Consider the following 22,500-nt stretch of genomic DNA (forward strand, 5'->3'; position numbering starts at 1 on the left):
TTTGCAATGAAAGAAACAGAATTCAACGGAACACAAGAGCCTAAGGAAGAAAGTATAGATGTCAAGGAACTGCTGTTTAAGTATTTGCTCCATTGGCCTTGGTTTGTGGGGGCGGTTGTGGTATGTTTGATTACAGCATGGGTCTATTTGTATATAGCTACTCCTGTGTATAACATATCTGCTACGGTTTTAATAAAGGACGATAAAAAGGGAGGTAGTGCCGGAATGCTTTCTGGGCTAGAGAGTTTGGGATTGGATGGTTTGATGTCTTCTTCACAGAATATTGATAACGAGATTGAAGTGCTCCGTTCCAAGACTATCGTCAAAGAAGTGGTTGAAGATTTGGGCCTCTATATTTCTTATACGGATGAGGATGAATTTCTTTCCAGGAATATGTATAAAACTTCACCTGTACAAGTGAGCATGACTCCGCAGGAGGCCGATTTATTGGAGAAACCGATAATTGTGGAGATGATATTGCAACCACAAGGAAGTCTGGATGTGAATGTGAAGCTTGGCGATGATGAATATCAGAAACATTTCGAAAAGTTACCGGCTGTTTTTCCTACCGATAAAGGAACATTGGCTTTTTTCCTGACACCGGATTCTGTATTATCTAAAAAAATATTGGAAAAAAATACAGATTCAGAAAAGACTACACGTAATATTACAGCAACAATTAATAAGCCTTTGGCTGTAGCGAAAGGGTATTGCAAAAATATGACTATTGAGCCTACTTCCAAGACCACTTCTGTGGCTGTCATATCATTGAAAAACTCAAATGTACAACGCGGCAAGGATTTTATCAATAAGTTATTGGAGATGTATAATATCAATACGAATAATGATAAGAATGAAGTGGCACAGAAAACAGCAGAATTTATCAATGAACGTATTAGTATTATTTCTAAAGAACTGGGTAGTACGGAAAAGGATCTGGAAAGTTTCAAACGTGGGGCGGGTATTACGGATTTGACCAGTGATGCACAAATAGCTTTGACGGGTAGTGCTGAATATGAAAAGAAGCGTGTGGAGAATCAAACCCAGATTAATTTGCTGCAGGATTTGCAAAAATATATGCAAAATGAAGGTTATGAGGTTTTACCTAGTAATATCGGATTGCAGGATGTGAATCTTGCGGCTGCCATCAACCGTTATAATGATGTGCTTGTTGAGAGAAAACGTTTGCTGCGTACATCAACGGAGAATAATCCTACCATTATAAACTTGGATACAAGTATTCATGCCATGAAAGAGAATGTACAAGTATCTTTAGACAGGGTTTTGCGTGGATTGTTGATTACAAAGGCAGATTTGGATCGTGAAGCGAATCGTTATTCCCGTCGTATTAGTGAGGCACCTGGTCAGGAGCGTGAGTTTGTGAGTATTGCTCGCCAACAGGAGATAAAGGCCGGACTTTATTTGATGCTTCTTCAGAAGCGTGAAGAGAATGCGATAACTCTGGCTGCTACAGCCAATAATGCGAAGATTATAGATGACGCTATAGCGGATGATACTCCTGTATCTCCTAGAGGCAAGATAATTTATCTGGTTGCTTTAGTGTTAGGAATCGGAATTCCGGTGGGGATTATTTACCTGCTCGAATTAACCAAATTCAAGATTGAAGGTCGTTCTGATGTAGAAAAGCTTACTTGTGTGCCTATTGTTGGTGATATTCCATTGACTGATGAAAAGCAGGGTACTATTGCTGTATTTGAGAATCACAATAACTTGATGAGTGAAACTTTCCGCAATATCCGAACGAATCTTCAGTTTATGCTTGAAAATGACAAGAAGGTGATTCTGGTTACTTCTACGGTTAGTGGTGAGGGTAAATCTTTCATTTCTGCTAATCTTGCTATTAGTCTTTCTTTATTAGGGAAGAAAGTAGTAATCGTTGGTCTTGATATTCGTAAACCGGGCTTGAATAAAGTATTTAATATTCCGAGAAAAGAAGTTGGTATAACTCAATATTTGGCTAATCCGGAAAAGAACTTGATGGATTTAGTACAGCTTTCTGATGTAAGTAAGAATCTTTATATTCTTCCCGGTGGAACAGTTCCTCCTAATCCTACCGAATTATTGGCTCGTGATGGACTGGATAAAGCGATTGAAACTCTTAAGAAGAATTTTGATTATGTGATTCTGGATACAGCTCCTGTTGGTATGGTAACTGATACCTTGTTGATAGGACGTGTGGCTGACCTGTCTGTTTATGTCTGCCGTGCAGACTATACTCATAAAAACGAGTATACTTTGATCAACGAACTTGCTAAAAAAGATAAATTGCCTAGCCTGTGTACTGTAATCAATGGTTTGGATCTGAAAAGAAGAAAATACGGTTATTATTACGGTTATGGTAAATATGGCAAGTTCTATGGTTATGGTAAGCGCTATGGTTACGGTTATGGATATGGAGAACATTTTCATGACAAGGAGTCATAAATTCAACCAAAATATAGCGGTTAATAAACTTTGACATAGAATTCGCCAATATATATTTTATTGGTGATCGAGATTTTTTTAAGTTAATAATGTCATAGAGTACTTTTAATACTTTACACAAAAGTGAGATGGAACATGTAGGTCCCTAACTTCATGCTACACATATGAAGCACCCTACATTTTGTGGTCAGGAAATGTACGGCGGTGTATTCCTGATCAATGCCCTCATGTCGGTGTAAATCCGATGTGATTTCTATTATATCAACTGTCTGTGAAGATCGTTGATATTTGAAATGATATTATCACTAGATAATATACAACTCAAAACGGGAGACAGCACTTTTGTTGTCTTCCGTTTTTATATTGAATACTTCTTCATTATAAATATTGGTACTTTATCGGGAGCTTACAAATACTCTTATTTTTATTTGCTGTTTTGGACATTTTGAAGTACCTTGCACACCTATTTTAAAGAATATTTTTTTAACAGGAGAATAACAGGTATGGATAATCATGTTGTAATAATGGCTGGTGGCATAGGGAGCCGCTTTTGGCCGATGAGCACTCCGGAATGTCCTAAACAATTTATTGATGTAATGGGATGTGGCCGGTCGCTGATTCAGTTGACGGCAGACCGTTTCGACGGTGTTTGCCCTAGGGAAAATATGTGGGTCGTAACTTCTGAAAAATACATTGATATTGTTCGGGAGCAGTTGCCGGAAATTCCGGAAAGTAATATTTTGGCGGAGCCTTGTGCGCGCAATACTGCGCCCTGCATTGCTTTTGCTTGCTGGAAGATCAAGAAAAAACATCCGAATGCTAACATTGTAGTAACTCCTTCGGATGCATTAGTCATTGATACGGGAGAATTCCGTAGAGTGATGGAGAAAGCCCTTCGTTTCACAGATGATGGCAGCGCTATTGTAACGATAGGTATCCGGCCAACTCGTCCGGAAACCGGATACGGATATATTGCTGCTGCCGATCAGCTCCAGACAGATAAAGAGATTTATACAGTAGATGCATTTAAGGAAAAACCGGATAAAGAGACTGCCGAAAAGTATCTGGCAGAAGGCAATTTCTTCTGGAATGCGGGAATCTTTGTATGGAATGTGCGTACTATTACTTCCGTGATGCGTGTATATGCTCCGGGCATCGCACAAATTTTCGATCGCATTTTCCCCGATTTCTATACAGAGAAAGAGAATGAAACAATCAAGAAGTTATTCCCTACTTGCGAAAGCATTTCTATCGACTATGCAGTGATGGAGAAAGCACAGGAGATTTATGTACTTCCCGCTTCTTTTGGTTGGTCAGATCTGGGTACATGGGGAGCACTTCGCGGTTTGCTTCCACAGGATAAGTCTGGAAATGCAACCGTAGGAACCGATATCCGTTTGTACGAAAGTAAAAATTGTATTGTGCATGCCAGCGAAGAAAAACGAGTAGTCATTCAAGGCTTGGATGGATATATCATTGCAGAGAAAGATAACACATTATTGATCTGCAAGCTGGAAGAAGAGCAAAGAATTAAGGAATTCTCGAAATAAAATTTATTTCGAGAATTGATACTCATGTGGTGTCATTCCTGTCATTCGCTTAAAGAACTTCGAGAAAAAAGAAGGATTAGGGAAGTTCAATTCATCAGAAATTTGATAAACAAGCAGATTGCTATGTTTTAGCAATACTTTAGCTTCTAATATAATGGACTGGTTTATCCAGTCCATTACTGTTTGTTGACTGGTTTGGCGGATGATCGTATTAAGATAACGAGGAGTGAGACATAGCTTATCCGCATAAAAACTAACATTACGTTCTTTCTTGCTATAAGCATTGACTAAAGAAATGAAACGCTGGAAAATCTCTTCCTGATGTGTCTGACAGCTCTGTTCTTTTTGATTGTTGTTTTTGACAAGATATTCTATATTGCACAAAAGACTGATTAGTAGATATTGAATAGCTTCCCGTCGGAACGTCGGTTCTTGTAATATATTCCATATTAAAGCAAAATAACTCTTAAACAAGTCGTATTCATGTGAGGTCAGAGATAATATGAGGTTTTTCTGTAACTGTGAGAGATGAGTGAAGAAATTGTCTTTTCCGGCTATAGAAAGAAATTCCGCGTCCATGGCTACCATCTGCATATCAAAATCCGGAGAGACTTCTATAATCTGAAGAATGGAATTCGGAACAATTAATAGTAGCTTGTCCGGCTGAAAAGTTTCTTCTATCAGGTTGATTAATACGCGTGCATATCCCTGTTTGATAACTGCGATACGTCCCTCTTTGATACGATAAGGTTGATCTATTGTGATAAGATTGGATTCTATTTTGGCGAAGCTGTTTACGAATCCGAAATGCGGAGATATGAAACGAAATTCGTTAAATCGGACGATATCCGGATTTTCTAAGATTTCGAGACCTATATTTAATGGTATTTTCTTTTCCATCTTTATCTGTTTTTTCCGCCAAAGATAATAAAAATCAGCAAATAGCCTTTTATTCTTTCTCTTTATCGAACTATTGGAACATTTTTACTAACTATCGGAATGTGAACGTATCTTTGAAACCTCTATCTTTGTCTTTTGAAGAAATTAAAGAAATGATGTGTATGAAAAGAATGGTTTTCAGTTTCTCCTTTTTATTGTTTGTATCGGGAATAAATGCGCAGATAACGTTGGAAGAATGTCAACGGAAGACGCAAGAAAATTATCCGTTGGTACATCAGTATGGCTTGGTGGAGAAAACAAAGGAATATAATCTTGAGAATGCGGCAAAAGGATATTTGCCACAGTTTGCCCTTTCGGCTAAAGCTTCTTATCAGAGTGAGGTAACGGAAATTCCGGTGAAGCTTCCCGGAGTGGATTTGAAAGGAGTGCCGAAAGATCAGTATCAGGTGATGTTGGAGTTACAACAGAAAATCTGGGATGGTGGAGGAATCCGGATGCAGAAGAAACAAACGACTGCGGAAGCGGAGATAGAGAAAGAAAAACTGAATGTGGATATGTATGCGCTAAATAGTCGTGTAAATGACCTTTATTTTGGGATTCTTTTGTTGGACGAGCAACTGAAACAGAATGCATTGTTGCAAGATGAACTGGAGAGAAATTATCGCCAGATTACTGCTTACGTAGAAAATGGCATTGCCAATCAGGCCGATTTGGATGCTGTGAAAGTGGAGCAGTTGAACACAAAGCAGAAAAGAGTTGAACTGGCTTCATCGCGTATGGCGTATTTGAAGATGCTTTCACTTTTGGTAGGAGAGAAATTGTCGCAGGAAACGGTTTTGGAGAAACCTGTTCCTCAAGATGACATTTCGGCTGTCGGTGAGATTCGTCGTCCGGAATTATCTTTGTTCAATGCGCAAGGAGTAGGATTGCAAGTACAGGAGAAAGCTTTGAATGTGCGTCATCTTCCACAGTTCGGATTATTCGTGCAGGGAGCTTATGGAAACCCCGGATTGAATATGCTGAAAAATGAATTTTCTCCCTACTATATTGCGGGTGTTCGCCTTTCATGGAATTTTGGTAGTTTGTATACCTTGAAGAATGACCGGAAGGTAATTGAAAATAAACGCCGGCAATTGGATAATAACCGGGATGTGTTTCTGTTTAATACAAGATTGGAGATGACACAACAAGATCAGGCCATCCAATCATTGGAAAAGCAAATGCAGGATGATGATGAGATTATCCGTTTGCGTACCAATATTCGCAAATCGGCAGAGGCCAAAGTGGCGAATGGAACATTGACGGTGACCGAGATGCTTCGGGAATTGACCAATGAGAGTTTGGCACGTCAGTCGAAAGCGTTGCATGAAATTCAACGGTTAATGGGAATTTATCAATTGAAATATACTACGAATGATTAATATAACTTCTTTAGATATGGAACGAATGACAAAGATAGGAATGTATGGAGTGGCATTGATTATGTTGGCTGCTTGTGGTAAGGGAATACCCGGCTATGATGCAACCGGCACGTTTGAAGCCACGGAAGTGATAGTCTCTGCCGAAGCTGCCGGAAAGCTGTTGCGACTGGAGGTAGAAGAGGGAACAAGACTGAAAGCAGGTGAGGAGATTGGGCTGGTGGATACGGTGCAATTGTATTTGAAGAAATTACAACTGGAGGCCAGTATGAAATCAGTGGAAAGCCAACGTCCGGATCTTGCTAAACAGATAGCTGCTACCAAACAGCAAATAGCAACAGCAGAACGTGAAAAGAAACGCGTGGAAAACCTGCTTGCCGCTGGAGCGGCGAATCAGAAACAGTTGGACGACTGGGACGCACAAGTCAAATTGCTTGAAAGGCAGCTTGTCGCACAGGAATCGTCATTGCAGAATAGTACGAACAGCCTGATAGAACAAGGAAATTCGGTTGCCATACAAGTTGCACAGATGGAGGATCAATTAGCTAAATGTCATGTCCAGTCGCCTATTGAAGGTACCGTATTGGCAAAATATGCAGAAGCCGGTGAATTGGCGGCAATAGGTAAACCGCTGTTTAAAGTGGCTGAAGTGGATCGCATGTATTTGAGGGCTTACATCACCTCCGAACAGTTGTCGCAAGTGAAACTGGGAGATGAGGTAACTGTGTATGCTGATTATGGAAACTCGGAGCAGAAAGCTTATCCGGGGGTAGTGACCTGGATTTCCGACCGTTCGGAGTTCACTCCCAAAACGATTTTGACGAAAAACGAACGTGCTAATCTGGTATATGCAGTGAAAATTGCCGTGAAGAATGACGGAGCATTGAAGATTGGCATGTACGGAGGAGTGACATTGAAAAATTAAAAATTGAAGATTAAAAATTAAACGCAAGGGAATGGCAAAGGAAGAACCCATAGTGGTTGTGAAAGAAGTCGGCAAGAACTATGGAACAGTGGAGGCGCTGAAAGACGTTTCTTTCGTTGTGGAACGGGGAGAAATCTTTGGGCTGATAGGGCCTGATGGTGCCGGTAAGAGTTCCTTATTCCGTATTCTGACTACTTTGTTGCTGGCGGATAAAGGAACGGCCATAGTTGCCGGGCTGGATGTGGTAACGGATTATAAACAGATTCGTACGAAGGTGGGATATATGCCCGGTCGTTTTTCACTTTACCAGGATCTTTCGGTAGAAGAGAATCTGGAGTTTTTTGCTACCGTGTTCCATACGACAGTTCAGGAGAATTATGATTTAATTAAAGATATCTATCAACAGATAGAACCGTTCAGGAAAAGAAGGGCAGGGGCTTTGTCAGGTGGTATGAAGCAGAAACTGGCATTGAGCTGTGCTTTGATTCATAAACCGGATATTTTATTCCTGGATGAACCTACTACCGGAGTAGATCCCGTGTCGCGTAAGGAATTCTGGCAAATGCTCCGAAACTTACGGGAACAGGGTATTACCATTGTCGTTTCTACTCCTATCATGGATGAGGCCCGGCAATGTGACCGGATTGCTTTCATCAATCATGGACAGATTCATGGCATTGATACCCCGGAACGTATTCTTCATCAATTTGCGTCTATCCTTTGCCCTCCTTCTTTGGAGCGGGAGGAAGTGAAGCATGAAGTAGCTCCGGTCATTGAAGTGGAACAGTTGACAAAATGTTTTGGAGATTTTACTGCAGTAGATCATATCTCCTTTCAGGTGAATCGAGGCGAGATATTTGGCTTTCTGGGTGCTAATGGAGCAGGAAAGACGACAGCTATGCGTATGCTTTGCGGATTAAGTAAACCGACATCAGGCATCGGAAAGGTGGCAGGATATGATATTTACCGGGAGGCCGAACAAGTTAAGAAACATATCGGATATATGAGCCAAAAGTTTTCGCTATATGAAGACCTGAAAGTGTGGGAGAATATCCGTCTGTTTGCCGGAATTTATGGCATGAAGGAACAAGAGATAGAACGGAAGACAGAAGAATTGTTGGATCGTTTGGAGCTTACTGCCGAACGGGATACTCTGGTGAAGAGCCTTCCGGTGGGATGGAAACAGAAATTGGCTTTTTCAGTATCAATATTCCATGAACCGAGAATCGTTTTTCTGGATGAGCCGACCGGTGGAGTAGATCCTGCTACGAGAAGACAGTTCTGGGAATTGATCTATCAGGCAGCTGATCAGGGTATTACCGTGTTTGTCACTACCCATTATATGGATGAAGCGGAATATTGCAACCGGATATCTATCATGGTGGACGGTCAGATTAAAGCACTTGATACACCTGCCCGTCTGAAACAACAATTCGGTGCGGAAACGATGGATGACGTTTTTCAGAAATTAGCCCGCGGTGCGGTGCGCAAAGCAGATTGATTATGAGACAGTTTATAGCTTTTATAAAGAAAGAGTTTTATCATATTTTCCGTGACCGGCGAACCATGCTGATTTTGTTGGGGATGCCTGTCGTGCAAATTATTCTATTCGGTTTTGCTATCAGCACGGAAGTGAAGAATGTTCGGTTGGCGGTGCTCGATCCTTCTAATGATGTGGTAACGCGAAAAATAATTGATTGTTTGGATGCCAGTGAGTATTTCACCGTTACTGCACGTTTTCATTCGCCCCAGGAAATGGAAGCTGCTTTCCTAAAGAATGAAGTTGATATGGCGATTGTCTTTAGCGAACGGTTTGCGGATGATCTCTATACGGGTGATGCTCGTGTACAGCTGATAGTAGATGCAACAGATCCCAATATGTCGACTTCGCAAGTTAATTATGCGACAGGAATCGTTTCTATGGTAGGCCAGGAGATGATTCCCCCGAATATGTCGGCTGCCCGCCTGACTCCTGATATCAAATTGCTCTACAACCCGCAGATGAAGAGTGCTTATAACTTTGTTCCGGGAGTGATGGGCTTGATCCTGATGCTGATTTGCGCCATGATGACCTCGATTTCCATTGTTCGTGAGAAAGAAACAGGCACGATGGAAGTATTATTGGTTTCACCTGTGAAGCCGCTATTTATTATTTTGGCAAAGGCTGTACCTTATTTTGTGCTGTCGTTTGTCAATCTGATAACGATCCTTTTGCTTTCGGTCTTTGTGTTGGATGTTCCGGTGGTAGGAAGTTTGTTCTGGTTAATCACCGTATCTTTGCTGTTTATCTTCGTATCCTTGGCATTGGGCTTATTGATTTCATCAGTCACACGTACACAGGTTGCGGCCATGCTGGTTTCCGGATTGATGCTGATGATGCCCACAATGCTTTTATCGGGCATGATTTTCCCTATAGAGAGTATGCCGGTGATACTTCAATGGATCTCGGATATACTTCCGGCACGTTGGTATATACAGGCTGTGCGTAAACTGATGATTGAAGGAGTACCAGTTGCATTGGTGTATAAAGAGATTGGTATCTTGTTATTGATGGCGACGGTACTTATTACGATCAGTATCAAGAAATTTAAGTATAGATTGGAATAATATGTCGATATGCCAATTGGTTGTATGAATACTATACAGTGTGCTAATGGGCAGATTGATAAATGGAAGAATTATTTATGATAAAGTTCCTGATAGAAAAAGAGTTTAAACAATTGCTTCGCAATTCGTTTCTTCCGAAATTGATTCTTGTATTTCCATGCATGATTATGCTGTTGATGCCTTGGGCGGTAAATCTGGAAATCAAGAATATACAGCTGAATATTGTGGATAATGACCATTCGGCTATTTCACAACGTTTAGTCAATAAGATTGCCGCCTCTACCTATTTCCGTCTGGTGGAAGTGCCGGTTTCGTATGAAGAAGGCCTACGGAATATTGAAATTGGAACGGCGGATATTGTGATGGAAATTCCGCGGCATCTGGAACGGGATTGGATGAATGGAGAAGATACCCACATACTGATAGCAGCCAATGCTGTGAATGGGACAAAAGGAGGGCTGGGGAGTTCTTATCTATCTTCTATTATTAATGATTATGCAGCCGAGCTGCGTTCGGAATATCCTGCAACTGCTACAGTCTCCGGTGCTTTCCCTTCGATAGGCATTGATACACAGGGGTTGTTTAATCCGAATCTGAACTATAAACTCTATATGATTCCGGCATTGATGGTCATGTTATTAACTTTGATTTGTGGTTTCTTGCCTGCATTGAATATAGTTAGCGAGAAGGAAGTAGGAACGATTGAGCAAATCAATGTGACGCCGGTTCCGAAGTTTATCTTTATTTTGGCAAAGCTCCTGCCTTACTGGTTGATTGGTTTTGTGGTGCTGACTGTATGTTTCATATTAGCTTGGTTAATTTATGGCATAGTGCCGGTCGGTCATTTTCTATTGATTTACTTTTTCGCAGTTCTTTTCGTTCTGGTAATGTCCGGTTTCGGACTTGTTATTTCCAACTACTCGGCAACGATGCAACAGTCTATGTTTGTTATGTGGTTCTGTTTGTTGGTTGTAATTTTGATGAGTGGTTTGTTTACTCCCATTAGCAGTATGCCGGAATGGGCTCAAATAATAACCAGGCTCAATCCTTTGAGGTATTTTATGGAAGTGATGCGAATGGTGTATTTAAAGGGGAGTGGTTTCTTTGATTTACTGCCACAGTTTGGAGTATTGTTGTTTTTTGCAGTAGTGTTTAATAGTTGGGCAGTGATTAGTTATCGGAAGAATAACTAAGGATAATAATATAAAAACAGCTCGTTTCCTTTTCAGGGAAAGAGCTGTTTTATTACTTCTTATCACCGTTTCCGGTGAACAGCAAGTGGTTACCGTATTACTTTATTTCGATTTGCCGATTGGGCTTCTTCACTTCTTCTTCAGAGAGTTTCGGAAGTTCGATGTTTAAAACACCATGTTCTACGGATGCAGCAATTTTTTCTTTGTCCACATTGTCCGGTAGAATCATTGTTTGCTGGAACTTAGAGTATGAGAATTCGCGACGCAGATAGCGACCGTCTTTCTTTTCCTCCTTGTTTTCAGTCTTCTTCTCCATGCTGATAACGAGGTTGTTGTCTTCATCAATGCGAACATTGAAATCATCCTTCGTCATACCAGGAGCAGCCAATTCCACTTTGTACTCTTTTTCTGTTTCCAAAACATTAATTGCAGGTGCAGTAGCATTTGCTTTTACCATCCAATCGTTATCAAAGAAATCATTAAAGATACTTGGTAACCAACTTTGAGTTCTTCTAACAGGCATCATAATTTTAGTCTCCTATCTTTAAGTTAAACATTCAATTAATAAATTTAGAACTTCGGCATTTTCACTTCCGATGGTATCGGTTATCCCGCCTTCCATCGTCCGCTCTCGAACCGTTGTTCGTTTCTATAAATGCAAACCTTATGCCAAGAGATTTTAGAGACTAAAATTGTCTATTTGTCATTTTTATAATGTCATTTTTGCAATATAAATGACAAAATGTATCCTGTTTTTATTTATTTTATATAAGATAGATATTAATTTGATAACCTGTTTACTTCTTCTCGATCAGTTTGAACCTTATTCTTAGTGTTTGCCTTTCTTCGTCATAATCATAACTAATGATTTTGAAGGTACCCACTTCAGAAGTATGGGATACATGCAATCCGATGCAGGCGCAGGCATCATAATCTCCAATGCGGACAATGCGAAGAGTTTCGCTTGCATCGGCAGGTAGCTTACTTAAATCTACAATATCTTTGGCCTGTTCATGAGTCATAAACTCAACAGTCACAGGTAGGTTCTGACTGATTACCTCGTTCACTCTATCTTCAATAGACTGGATTTGTTCCGCTGTCGGACATGACGAAAGTATATAGTCACATTTGCTTTTTTTTCTTTCGATGTGGGCATTGCGAGAACGTGGGCAGCCAAAGGTTTTCACCATGGTTGCATTGAGTAAATGCTCTGCTGTATGCATAGGAGGGTATTCCTGCTTATTGTGATCGTTGAGTTGAATTTGTTGTTCCATAATTTAATAAGTTATTTCAAGTTTATTATTCAAAGCATAATTATCTGCACTATTTTCTGATTTGTAGTTTGCTGCTTTATTATAAACTAACCATACATTGACACAATGTCCGATTTCATGCATTAATAAACGTTCAAGATAATATCTTCTTGCATTTTCTTCTGTGAATTCAATATACCAGTTATCTCGTTCTTTTACAGGTTCAGATGCATAGCCTTTATACCATGTTAGTAGTTTGTGACTGGGTTTGCTCTTTCCTATGGATATTTTGTTGTTTTTGGGAAATGGATACAGTATGATGGCATATACTCCACTACCCGTAGTAAAATAACTTTGGCAATTTACTTTAGAATTAGGCTTGCGTAGCCATATGTGTGTTATACATGATACATCTTTTTCGGGTAATTGATTCAATACACTTTCAATATGGTCTATTGTTATTGGAAAATAGAAATCCCTGGACGGATTTTCCATTATATAAATGGGGCATTTATCAAATTCAGTTGGTTTTAATAAAGAGTGTTCTCTTTTCACTATATTATCCTTTAATTTGATTCGCATTCTTCCTCCTTTAATGTCACCAAAGGTGCGACTTTTCTTCCAGGCTGTTTTTTTCTTATTTTGTTGATGTCTCATAGGTTTTATCTTTTGTGTTTATTCATGGCATTTTGTATTTAGTCATTTATTGTTTCCAATAATGATTTTCTCCCCCAAGAAATGAGGTTGTTTATCCATACCTAAATCTATAAACATTTTGACTCTTGCGAGTAATTCCCGGATGTTAGTTTTCAGTCCGGCATAAGCATTTACATTTTGTGCGTTGTACCCGATGGCGTCTATTCCATTTTTCTCTGCAAGATAGATCGCTCGTTCATTATGGAAACGTTGTGAGATGATGGTCAGACGATTCTGTCCAAACACTTCTTTGGCACGTACAACAGAGTCGAGAGTCCGGAATCCGGCATAATCTAAATAAATGAATTTTTCAGGAATACCTTTTTGTATGAGTGCTTTCTTCATTTCTTCCGGTTCATTGTAATCCTCTTTACGGTTATCGCCGCTGATGAGGATATATTTAATTTTCCCGGCTTTATATAACTCTACTGTTGCAAGAATTCGATAATCGAAATATAAATTGTTATTTCCATTTTTCAACTTGGGAGAAGTTCCGAGAAGTAATCCTACATTGTTGGAGGGGATAGTATTTACTTCCGTATATAGTTTGGAGACTGTGTGTTTCTTGATCGTCCTGTTACATACAAGTATGCTGATTACACACAGAATAGCTATTATTAGAGTGGTATAAAGTAGTTTGCGTTTCATGTTTCGGATAATAATTGTGACTTTACAAAAATACCATTCTTTTTTAGGAAATCAAGCATATAGACATAAAAAAAGGAGCAACGCCTTGCTCCAACCTTTGTTAACCTTAAATCTAATACTATGAAAAACACAATGCAAAGATACGGACTGTTGTGAAATTAGCAAATAATCCAAGAAAAAACGCATGTTATATAACATAGATTAAGAAAAAGTACCTTCGCCTTAACGGTTATTCGATATTTTGGACGACAGATAAATGCGTATGCTTCCATTTTTCTTTCTTCATCAACTTTTTTAATAATTACTATGAACTGATTTAACAGCTGAATTTATTCGAAAAAAGCAAAGCTACAAATAAATTTTAGCACATGCGATTTGCGTTATAAAGATTCAAAAATAGAAAAATCGAACTATACATTTTAATATATATAGTTTATTATTTATATATTTATAATAATACCGGTAAGTGTTCAAGGGGGCTTTTTAGGAAGGCGTAACCAGTTGTCATATAGTGAGTTATCTGCCTTTGGAGAGTGTTCCACTATGCGTTCGGCAAAAAGGCGCTTTTTATTCCCTAAATGGAGGCTCTAAACCCATGCGGCAGAGCCTCTGTTTGATACATTCAGAGGCTTCGTTTCAGGCAAATGAAGCCTCTAACTTTTGCTTCCCCAAAGAAAGGTTATTAATATGCGAACGTATATGACTATTTAGAACCGAAACCAATTGAAAAGAACCGATGAATTTAGAAGCTCCCAGCGTATGGCGTATTTTTGCTGGAAACCTGAAAACAATAACAAATATGCAGAAAAAATCTCTCGCGTCTGACATTTATCAGCACATTATGGCATGGAAATGCACAAAAAATAGCCGTACAAAGTATGGTGCATCGCTTTTCTTTTTATCTTTGCATGAAATATAATATTACTAATACTTAATATAAACATGGATAAAAGAAGATGGGGCCAATGGATATTATTGGCTGTTGTTTGCTTGAGTTTCTCGATAGGAGAAAGCTATGCGCAGAAAAATGATTTTGCTAATCTACGTCGTTATTCAAAAGAAAATGCTGCACTTCCACAAGCGACAAAGAAAGACAAACGGGTTATTTTTATGGGAAATTCCATTACGGAAGGATGGGTAAGGACTCATCCGGATTTTTTCAAATCAAATGGTTACATTGGCCGTGGAATCAGTGGGCAGACTTCCTATCAATTCTTGTTACGGTTCCGGGAAGATGTGATTAATCTTTCTCCTGCTTTAGTGGTGATTAATGCCGGAACAAATGATGTCGCTGAAAATACACAAGCGTATAATGAAGATTATACATTCGGAAACATCGTTTCTATGGCGGAACTGGCAAAAGCAAATAAAATAAAAGTAATTTTGACTTCCGTATTGCCTGCTGCTGCATTTAAGTGGAGAATGGAAATAAAAGATGTTCCGCAGAAAATTAAATCTTTAAATGACCGGATAGAGGCTTATGCAAAAGCAAATAAAATTCCGTTTGTTAATTATTACAAGGCAATGGTGGTTGACGAAAATCAGGCCTTGAATCCTCAATATACTAAAGATGGAGTTCATCCAACGAGCGAGGGATATGATATTATGGAGCCGTTGATTAAAAATGCCATAGAGAAGGCTCTTTGATTTATCATCGCTTGAAGTAGGAATAATCCAACTATAAGAAATGGGAGGATTGCATGAATAGATTCAGTCGTAATGAACGATCAGTCTATATCTGCAATCCTCCTTAATTTATGCTTTAGAGAGTGGTACATTATGTCTTTTCAATTTTATATTTTTCATTGAAGGTGACGTATAGACATAAAAAAAGGAGCAACGCCTTGCTCCAACCTTTGTTAACCTTAAATCTAATACTATGAAAAACACAGTGCAAAGATACGGGATTCCGGTAACTTTGCAAATTATCAGCCCTTAATTGGTGTTTTTATAACACTAATTAATAGACTAAATGCGAAGTTACAGGTTTGTTAAGAGTTTCAGCCCTTAGCAATCAGGCTATAATAAGTGAACAAAGGGGAAATTTTATCCCCATTTCTCTTTCATCAAGTCCTCCAGTTTCAATAATTCGTCACGATATTGTGCGGCTTCGATAAATTCAAGTTTCTTGGCTGCTTCCTGCATCAGTTTGCGGGTACGCTCGATACTCTTTTCCATCTGCGCTTTACTCATATACTGCACTATCGGATCTGCTGCGATATTCGGAGTAGAAGGTTCTACATAAGCATGTCTTTCTTTCAACAGCTCATCTGCCTCTTTTGCATTACCGAATACAGACAAGTTTCTGGCCTTTTTAATCTGTTGCGGGGTAATTCCGTTTGCCTCATTGTATGCCAACTGCTTTTCGCGGCGACGGTTCGTTTCATCAATCGTCAGTTTCATACTATCCGTCATCTTATCAGCATACATGATTACCTTACCGTTCACATTACGCGCGGCACGTCCCGCAGTTTGTGTCAACGAACGGTGGGAGCGGAGGAATCCTTCTTTGTCTGCATCGAGAATAGCGACGAGAGACACTTCCGGAAGGTCGAGACCCTCACGAAGCAGGTTGACCCCGATAAGTACGTCATAAACTCCTTGCCGGAGATCATCCATAATCTTCACACGTTCCAGTGTGTCGACATCACTATGGATATAGGTACATCTCACATTATTATTAAGAAGATATTCTGCCAGTTCTTCTGCCATTCGTTTGGTTAGTGTAGTGACGAGTACGCGTTCTTCCTTTTCAATACGGAGCTGGATTTCTTCCATTAAATCGTCAATCTGATTGAGACTCGGACGTACTTCGATGATAGGATCAAGCAGACCGGTAGGACGAATCACCTGTTCCACGACGATTCCTTCCGACTGAATCAATTCATAATCCGCCGGTGTAGCACTGACGTAGATTACTTGTTTTGCCATCTCCTGAAACTCTTCAAATTTCAACGGGCGATTGTCCATAGCGGCAGGCAATCGGAAACCATATTCCACAAGATTGATTTTTCGCGCACGGTCTCCTCCGTACATTGCACGGATTTGGGGTACACTTACGTGGCTTTCGTCGATAACGATCAGGAAATCATCCGGAAAGAAATCGAGCAAACAATAGGGGCGGGTACCGGCAGCACGGCCGTCGAAATAACGGGAATAATTCTCAATTCCGGAACAATGTCCCAATTCCCGAATCATTTCCATATCGTAAGTTACTCGCTCATACAATCGTTTGGCCTCGTATTCCCTGCCGATAGATTCGAAGAAAGCTACTTGCTTGGTCAAATCATCCTCTATTTCATGAATAGCACGGAGAGTAGCCTCTTTGGTAGTCATGAACAGGTTGGCCGGATAAATCTTATAGGCGTCAAATGGTGCGATAGTGACTCCTGTGATAGGGTCTACCTCTTCGATGCCGTCAATTTCATCCCCCCAGAAGGTGACGCGGAGCAGGTTGTCGGTATAAGCCAGATAAATATCCACCGTGTCGCCCTTGACCCGGAAATTGCCACGGTTCAAGTCGATATCATTGCGAACATACAAACTGTCTACCAAACGACGTAGAAACACATTGCGGTCCATCATCCGTCCCCGTTCTATTTCGATGACATTTTTGTAGAAGTCCGAAGGATTTCCCATACCGTAGATACAAGATACGGAAGAAACCACTACCACGTCTTTTCGCCCGGAGAGTAGGGCGGAAGTGGCAGAGAGCCGGAGCTTGTCGATTTCGTCATTGATGGCGAGATCTTTCTCTATATATGTATCACTGTTCGGCAGATAAGCTTCCGGCTGGTAATAATCATAGTAAGAAACGTAATATTCTACCGCATTGTTTGGGAAAAAAACCTTTAAACTCACTGTAGAGCTGGGCAGCCAGTGTTTTGTTATGGCTCAAAATCAACGTAGGTTTATTGATATTGGCGATCACATTGGCAATGGTAAATGTTTTTCCCGACCCGGTCACTCCCAATAAAGTCTGTGCGGGAACTCCCTGAAGGACCCCTTCAGTAAGTTGTGCTATAGCTTCCGGCTGATCTCCGGTAGGTTTATAAGCTGATGTTAGTTCATAATTCATAGTTAAATCCTAAAAAGTGGAGCAATATTCGGTAAAATAATCGAGATAACAAATCATTTTTCCAAATAAATCCTTTACTTTGCAACATATTAATATCAAAAAACAGATTCATACAACTAGTAATACCAGAAACACATGATTTGGAATGAGAGCATTGAGTGTATGGACCGCGAAAGTCTTCGCAAGATTCAAAGCATACGACTCAAGAAAATTGTAGATTACGTTTATCACAACACGCCTTTCTATCGAAAGAAGATGCAGGAAATGGGGATTACTCCCGATGACATCAATAGTATTGATGATATTGTAAAACTGCCGTTTACCACGAAACATGATTTAAGAGATAATTATCCGTTCGGACTTTGTGCCGTGCCGATGAGCCAAATTGTACGTATTCATGCTTCTTCCGGAACAACCGGAAAACCGACGGTTGTCGGATATACCCGTAGGGACTTGTCTACATGGGCGGAATGTATATCACGTGCTTTTACCGCTTATGGAGCGGGGCGTTCTGATATTTTTCAGGTATCTTATGGATACGGACTGTTCACGGGCGGATTGGGAGCACATGCAGGAGCCGAAAATATCGGTGCTTCTGTTATTCCGATGTCCAGTGGTAACACGGAAAAACAGATAACCTTGATGCACGATTTCGGATCGACCGTGCTGTGTTGTACTCCTTCCTATGCGCTTTATCTGGCAGATGCAATCAAAGATTCCGGTTTACCGCGTGAAGAATTCCGACTGAAAGTCGGTGCTTTCGGTGCAGAACCCTGGACGGAAAATATGCGTCATGAGATAGAAGAAAAGTTGGGAATCAAAGCATACGATATTTATGGCTTGAGTGAGATTGCCGGACCGGGTGTCGGGTACGAGTGCGAATGTCAGCACGGGACTCACTTGAATGAAGACCATTACTTCCCGGAAATCATCGACCCGAATACATTGCAACCGGTGGAATCCGGTCAAACGGGAGAACTGGTATTTACTCATTTAACCAAAGAGGGTATGCCGTTACTTCGTTACCGTACGCGTGATTTGACGGCCTTGCATCATGATAAATGTTCCTGTGGCCGTACATTGGTACGTATGGATCGTATTTTGGGACGTAGTGATGATATGTTGATTATCCGCGGTGTGAATGTATTCCCGACGCAGATTGAATCAGTCATTCTTGAAATGGAAGAGTTTGAACCGCATTATTTGTTGATAGTAGGTCGTGAAAACAATACCGATACAATGGAACTCCAGGTTGAAGTACGTCCGGAATTCTATTCGGATGAGATCAACAAAATGCTGGCTTTGAAGAAGAAACTGGGAGGACGTTTGCAAAGCGTACTCGGACTGGGAGTCAACGTGAAACTGGTAGAGCCTCGCAGCATTGAACGCAGCGTAGGTAAAGCAAAACGTGTGATTGATAACAGAAAGATTTAATACTTAAAACTTTACGATAATGGTAGCAAAACAACTTTCTATTTTTTTGGAAAATAAGTCAGGCCGTTTGACGGAAGTGACTGAAGTGCTGGCGAAAGAAAATATCAATCTTTCTGCCTTGTGCATTGCCGAAAATGCTGATTTTGGTATTTTGCGTGGAATTGTATCCGATCCGGATAGAGCATACAAAGCTTTAAAAGATAATCATTTTGCAGTGAATGTGACTGATGTGGTAGGTATAAGCTGTCCCAATATACCAGGTGCTTTGGCAAAAGTGCTGGGATATTTATCAGAAGAGGGCGTATTTATTGAATATATGTATTCGTTTGCCAATAACCATATTGCAAATGTAGTGATCCGCCCCAGCAACCTGGATAAGTGTATCGAGGTGTTGAAAGAAAAGAAAGTCGATCTACTGGCTGCAAGTGACTTGTATAAGCTGTAAATATACAGTGAGCAATAAATAATGAACGGTAAACAGTTGTGTTATCCAATTCAAGGACAGCGCAATTGCTTACCGTTTTTACTATAAATATAGTGACGCTATCCGGTGAAGATAGTGACGGTATATGCCAACGATACCGTCACTATCCTGAACACATACCGTCACTATTGTGATTCGTTTATAATCTGCAGTTTATAGTTTGTCATTTGTATTTCGACGTCATTTTCTCTCCTTTTGTCGATGTTTAACGCCTTTTATGTATTAAAAAACACAGATTAATTGCTAAATTCCCAGCGAATAAGTAACTTTGCGCATTATTTTTAAATAGGATGAAGAAAAATATCATTATAACTTTGCTTGCGGCGGCTACTCTTACATCATGTGGAGAGTACAATAAATTGCTGAAAAGCACCGATTACGAATACAAGTACGAAGCCGCCAAAAACTATTTTGCGAAGGGACAGTATAATCGTTCAGCTACGTTGCTGAATGAGTTGATAACCATTCTGAAAGGAACCGATAAAGCGGAAGAATCTTTGTATATGTTGGGAATGAGCTACTATAATCAGAAAGATTATCAGACAGCTGCCCAGACATTTATCACCTATTTCAATACATATCCTCGTGGTACTTTTACTGAACTGGCACGTTTCCATGCAGGTAAGGCTTTATTCCTGGATACTCCGGAACCACGTTTGGATCAGTCAAGCACTTATCAGGCTATCCAGCAATTGCAGATGTTCATGGAGTATTTCCCGAACAGCACAAAGAAGCAGGAAGCACAGGATATGATTTTTGCTTTACAGGATAAACTGGTATTGAAAGAGCTTTATTCAGCAAGGTTATATTATAATCTGGGTAATTATTTGGGCAATAACTATGAGTCTTGTGTAATCACAGCTCAAAATGCATTGAAGGATTATCCTTATACTGATTATCGTGAAGAACTTTCCATTTTGGTTCTGCGTGCAAGACACGAAATGGCTATCTATAGCGTTGAAGACAAGAAGATGGATCGTTACCGCGAAACGATTGATGAATATTACGCTTTTAAGAATGAATTTCCTGAAAGTAAATATTTGAAAGAAGCCGAGAAGATATTCAATGAATCACAGAAAGTAATTAAAGACTAAATTTAAATAGATTTATGGACTACAAAAAAACGAATGCTCCTGCTACAACAGTAACCCGTGATATGATGGAACTCTGTGCTGATACAGGTAATGTTTATGAAACAGTTGCCATTATTGGTAAGCGTGCTAATCAGATCAGTGTAGAAATCAAAAACGATCTTTCTAAGAAACTGGCAGAGTTTGCTTCTTACAATGACAATTTGGAAGAAGTGTTTGAAAATAGAGAGCAAATCGAAATTTCTCGTTATTATGAGAAATTGCCGAAACCGGACTTGATTGCTACGCAAGAATACATCGAAGGGAAAATATATTATAGAAATCCGGCTAAGGAGAAAGAAAAACTTCAGTAATTTATTTTCTGACGAAGAATTTGATAGTCAAGTAGTAAGTGGGATGATGATCCCTGCTCCTTATTGCTTGGCTATTATTGTTTAACTCAACTACTATTTAGAATACTTATGATTCAACGAATTCAAACTGTTTATTTATTGATTGTTGTAGGATTGCTGATTACAGCCATGTGTTTGCCGATGGGCTACTTCATTGATGCGATGGGAGAACATCCTTTTAAGGCATTAGGATTGGAAGTAAACGGTGCTATTCAGTCTACATGGGGCTTATTCGGAATTCTGATGGTTAGCACTATCGTGGCTGTGGCTACTATCTTTTTGTATAAGAACCGTATGTTGCAGATTCGCATGACAATTTTCAATAGCTTATTATTAGTAGGTTATTACATTGCTGCCCTTGCTTTTTATTTTGCATTGAAGAATGATGAAAATATGTTCCGTATAGGCTGGGCATTGTGTTTGCCGCTTGTTTCCATCATCCTGAATATACTGGCTATCCGTGCTATCGGACGGGATGAGGTGATGGTAAAAGCTGCGGATAGATTGCGATAAAAAGGACTAAAGTCCCCAGAAATAGAAATCCCCGCTAATTCGTTTAGAGTTAGTGGGGATTTTTTAGTTCGTTATGAATGGGATTTTGTTTATAAATAAGAGGTTTTAATCTCTTCCTCCTTGAAAGAGGGGTTATTTCTTCAAATCAAATAAATATGTGAGCTTTATGGTAATGGTTCCATGCGCTGCACGGGCGAAATAATCTTTCTTAGTAGTGCTGTAGAAATCAGACAGGGCAAAGTAATAACGGCCTTCAACGATGAAGCTACCAGCTTTCTTTGTTCTAAGTTCTACACCACCGCCACCAGCAATACCATAGTCAAACTTATTTTGAATCTTAACTCCGTACAGGGCTTTCTGTGTATCAGATAAGCTATTCATATCAATACCTTTTATTGTTTCCGATTCACTGATTAGAAAGCTGATTTGAGGACCTGCATGGACAAAGAATTGCAATCCTCTGTCTCGTCCGAAAGCAAGGTGAGCGAGGAAAGGAATATCTATATAAGTCATTTTGCGAGTGTAAGTTTTAGTAGGGTCCTTCGAAGTGACTTCATATCCGTTGGCGTCCAGTGATATTGTTTCAAATAATTGGTCCCAGCCTCGTTGCGAGACATTCAACTCGACCTGTGCGCCACAAATCATGGCAAAATACTTCTCGGATATATAACGTGCTGTCAAACCTCCGGTAATTCCCATCAGGCTATTTTGCTTGATGGTGGGAGTAAAAGAAGCACTGTTTAAATTGACACCTCCATTGATACCTACCGATAAATTGTTTCGTGCTTCTCCGATTTGAGCGACAGCAGGAAGGGCAAATCCTGTAAGTAGGAGTGTTGCGATCAAAAATGGTTTTATCTTTATCATTTTCGT

General features: G+C 39.9%; 19 protein-coding genes and 1 pseudogene. 13 read left to right on the top strand and 7 right to left on the bottom strand.

The features are described from left to right. The first annotated feature begins 6 nt into the window (after positions 1-6). Together BSCG_RS08800 and BSCG_RS08795 are read left to right on the top strand one after the other, a co-directional pair. Positions 7-2,445 (top strand): GumC family protein, encoded by a 2,439-nt coding sequence (locus BSCG_RS08800; protein WP_004309274.1) that lies wholly within the window; start codon positions 7-9, stop codon positions 2,443-2,445. A gap of 503 nt (positions 2,446-2,948) precedes the next feature. Further along, complete coding sequence (locus BSCG_RS08795) at positions 2,949-3,995, top strand: mannose-1-phosphate guanylyltransferase (RefSeq protein ID WP_004325717.1); 1,047 nt, start codon at positions 2,949-2,951, stop codon at positions 3,993-3,995. Positions 3,996-3,998: 3 nt separating this feature from the next. Here the strand turns inward: BSCG_RS08795 and BSCG_RS08790 are convergent, their stop codons facing one another. Continuing rightward, positions 3,999-4,895, bottom strand: a complete 897-nt coding sequence (locus BSCG_RS08790) for a helix-turn-helix domain-containing protein (RefSeq protein WP_004300016.1) — start codon at positions 4,893-4,895, stop codon at positions 3,999-4,001. Between the two features lie 161 nt (positions 4,896-5,056). Here BSCG_RS08790 and BSCG_RS08785 point away from each other — a divergent pair, with 161 nt between their 5' ends. The 5 genes from BSCG_RS08785 (at position 5,057) to BSCG_RS08765 (ending at position 11,038) form a co-directional block, all read left to right on the top strand. Continuing rightward, complete coding sequence (locus BSCG_RS08785; protein ID WP_022199077.1) at positions 5,057-6,316, top strand: TolC family protein; 1,260 nt, start codon at positions 5,057-5,059, stop codon at positions 6,314-6,316. A gap of 16 nt (positions 6,317-6,332) precedes the next feature. Then, complete coding sequence (locus BSCG_RS08780; RefSeq protein WP_004325720.1) at positions 6,333-7,238, top strand: HlyD family secretion protein; 906 nt, start codon at positions 6,333-6,335, stop codon at positions 7,236-7,238. Between the two features lie 31 nt (positions 7,239-7,269). Further along, the gene (locus BSCG_RS08775; RefSeq protein ID WP_004309269.1) at positions 7,270-8,739 is read left to right on the top strand and encodes an ATP-binding cassette domain-containing protein; all 1,470 of its coding nucleotides are present in this window, start codon (positions 7,270-7,272) and stop codon (positions 8,737-8,739) included. 2 nt (positions 8,740-8,741) lie between these two features. After that, positions 8,742-9,845, top strand: coding sequence for an ABC transporter permease (locus BSCG_RS08770; RefSeq protein WP_004309268.1), 1,104 nt, complete (start codon positions 8,742-8,744; stop codon positions 9,843-9,845). 77 nt (positions 9,846-9,922) lie between these two features. Then, positions 9,923-11,038 carry an ABC transporter permease gene (locus BSCG_RS08765; RefSeq protein ID WP_008776607.1) on the top strand — a complete coding sequence of 372 codons (1,116 nt, stop codon included), beginning with the start codon at positions 9,923-9,925 and terminating at the stop codon, positions 11,036-11,038. A 97-nt stretch (positions 11,039-11,135) separates the two neighbouring features. Here BSCG_RS08765 and BSCG_RS08760 read toward each other — a convergent pair whose 3' ends face one another. From BSCG_RS08760 to BSCG_RS08745, 4 genes are all read right to left on the bottom strand, one after another. After that, entirely contained in the window at positions 11,136-11,564 is a 429-nt protein-coding gene (locus BSCG_RS08760; protein WP_004300008.1) for an Hsp20/alpha crystallin family protein, read from the bottom strand. A gap of 271 nt (positions 11,565-11,835) precedes the next feature. Beyond that, a complete protein-coding gene (locus BSCG_RS08755) occupies positions 11,836-12,312 on the bottom strand; it encodes a hypothetical protein (RefSeq protein WP_004303639.1) in 477 nt (158 codons plus the stop codon). A 3-nt stretch (positions 12,313-12,315) separates the two neighbouring features. After that, positions 12,316-12,948, bottom strand: coding sequence for a hypothetical protein (locus tag BSCG_RS08750; RefSeq protein WP_004309265.1), 633 nt, complete (start codon positions 12,946-12,948; stop codon positions 12,316-12,318). Positions 12,949-12,990: 42 nt separating this feature from the next. Continuing rightward, entirely contained in the window at positions 12,991-13,635 is a 645-nt protein-coding gene (locus BSCG_RS08745; protein WP_004309264.1) for a vancomycin high temperature exclusion protein, read from the bottom strand. Between the two features lie 942 nt (positions 13,636-14,577). Between BSCG_RS08745 and BSCG_RS08735 the strand changes: the two genes are divergently transcribed. Next, on the top strand, positions 14,578-15,282 hold the full coding sequence (locus BSCG_RS08735) for an SGNH/GDSL hydrolase family protein (protein WP_004309262.1): 705 nt from the start codon (positions 14,578-14,580) through the stop codon (positions 15,280-15,282). 399 nt (positions 15,283-15,681) lie between these two features. Here the strand turns inward: BSCG_RS08735 and uvrB are convergent. Next, positions 15,682-17,713: pseudogene (uvrB, locus tag BSCG_RS08730) on the bottom strand (excinuclease ABC subunit UvrB). Between the two features lie 135 nt (positions 17,714-17,848). Between uvrB and BSCG_RS08725 the strand changes: the two are divergent. The 5 genes from BSCG_RS08725 (at position 17,849) to BSCG_RS08705 (ending at position 21,627) form a co-directional block, all read left to right on the top strand. Further along, on the top strand, positions 17,849-19,147 hold the full coding sequence (locus tag BSCG_RS08725) for a phenylacetate--CoA ligase family protein (RefSeq protein WP_008776609.1): 1,299 nt from the start codon (positions 17,849-17,851) through the stop codon (positions 19,145-19,147). Positions 19,148-19,166: 19 nt separating this feature from the next. Beyond that, complete coding sequence (locus BSCG_RS08720) at positions 19,167-19,592, top strand: amino acid-binding protein (RefSeq protein WP_004299992.1); 426 nt, start codon at positions 19,167-19,169, stop codon at positions 19,590-19,592. A gap of 329 nt (positions 19,593-19,921) precedes the next feature. Further along, complete coding sequence (locus BSCG_RS08715) at positions 19,922-20,725, top strand: outer membrane protein assembly factor BamD (RefSeq protein WP_004299990.1); 804 nt, start codon at positions 19,922-19,924, stop codon at positions 20,723-20,725. 14 nt (positions 20,726-20,739) lie between these two features. Beyond that, complete coding sequence (locus BSCG_RS08710) at positions 20,740-21,075, top strand: DNA-directed RNA polymerase subunit omega (RefSeq protein WP_004299989.1); 336 nt, start codon at positions 20,740-20,742, stop codon at positions 21,073-21,075. Positions 21,076-21,183: 108 nt separating this feature from the next. Beyond that, complete coding sequence (locus tag BSCG_RS08705) at positions 21,184-21,627, top strand: DUF4293 domain-containing protein (protein ID WP_004299988.1); 444 nt, start codon at positions 21,184-21,186, stop codon at positions 21,625-21,627. Between the two features lie 132 nt (positions 21,628-21,759). On the opposite strand, the gene BSCG_RS08700 is transcribed toward BSCG_RS08705, so the two are convergent. Beyond that, positions 21,760-22,494, bottom strand: coding sequence for a porin family protein (locus tag BSCG_RS08700; RefSeq protein WP_004299987.1), 735 nt, complete (start codon positions 22,492-22,494; stop codon positions 21,760-21,762). Positions 22,495-22,500 lie beyond the last annotated feature (6 nt).

The organism is Bacteroides sp. 2_2_4 (assembly GCF_000157055.1).
GTDB classification, from domain to species: Bacteria; Bacteroidota; Bacteroidia; order Bacteroidales; family Bacteroidaceae; genus Bacteroides; species Bacteroides ovatus.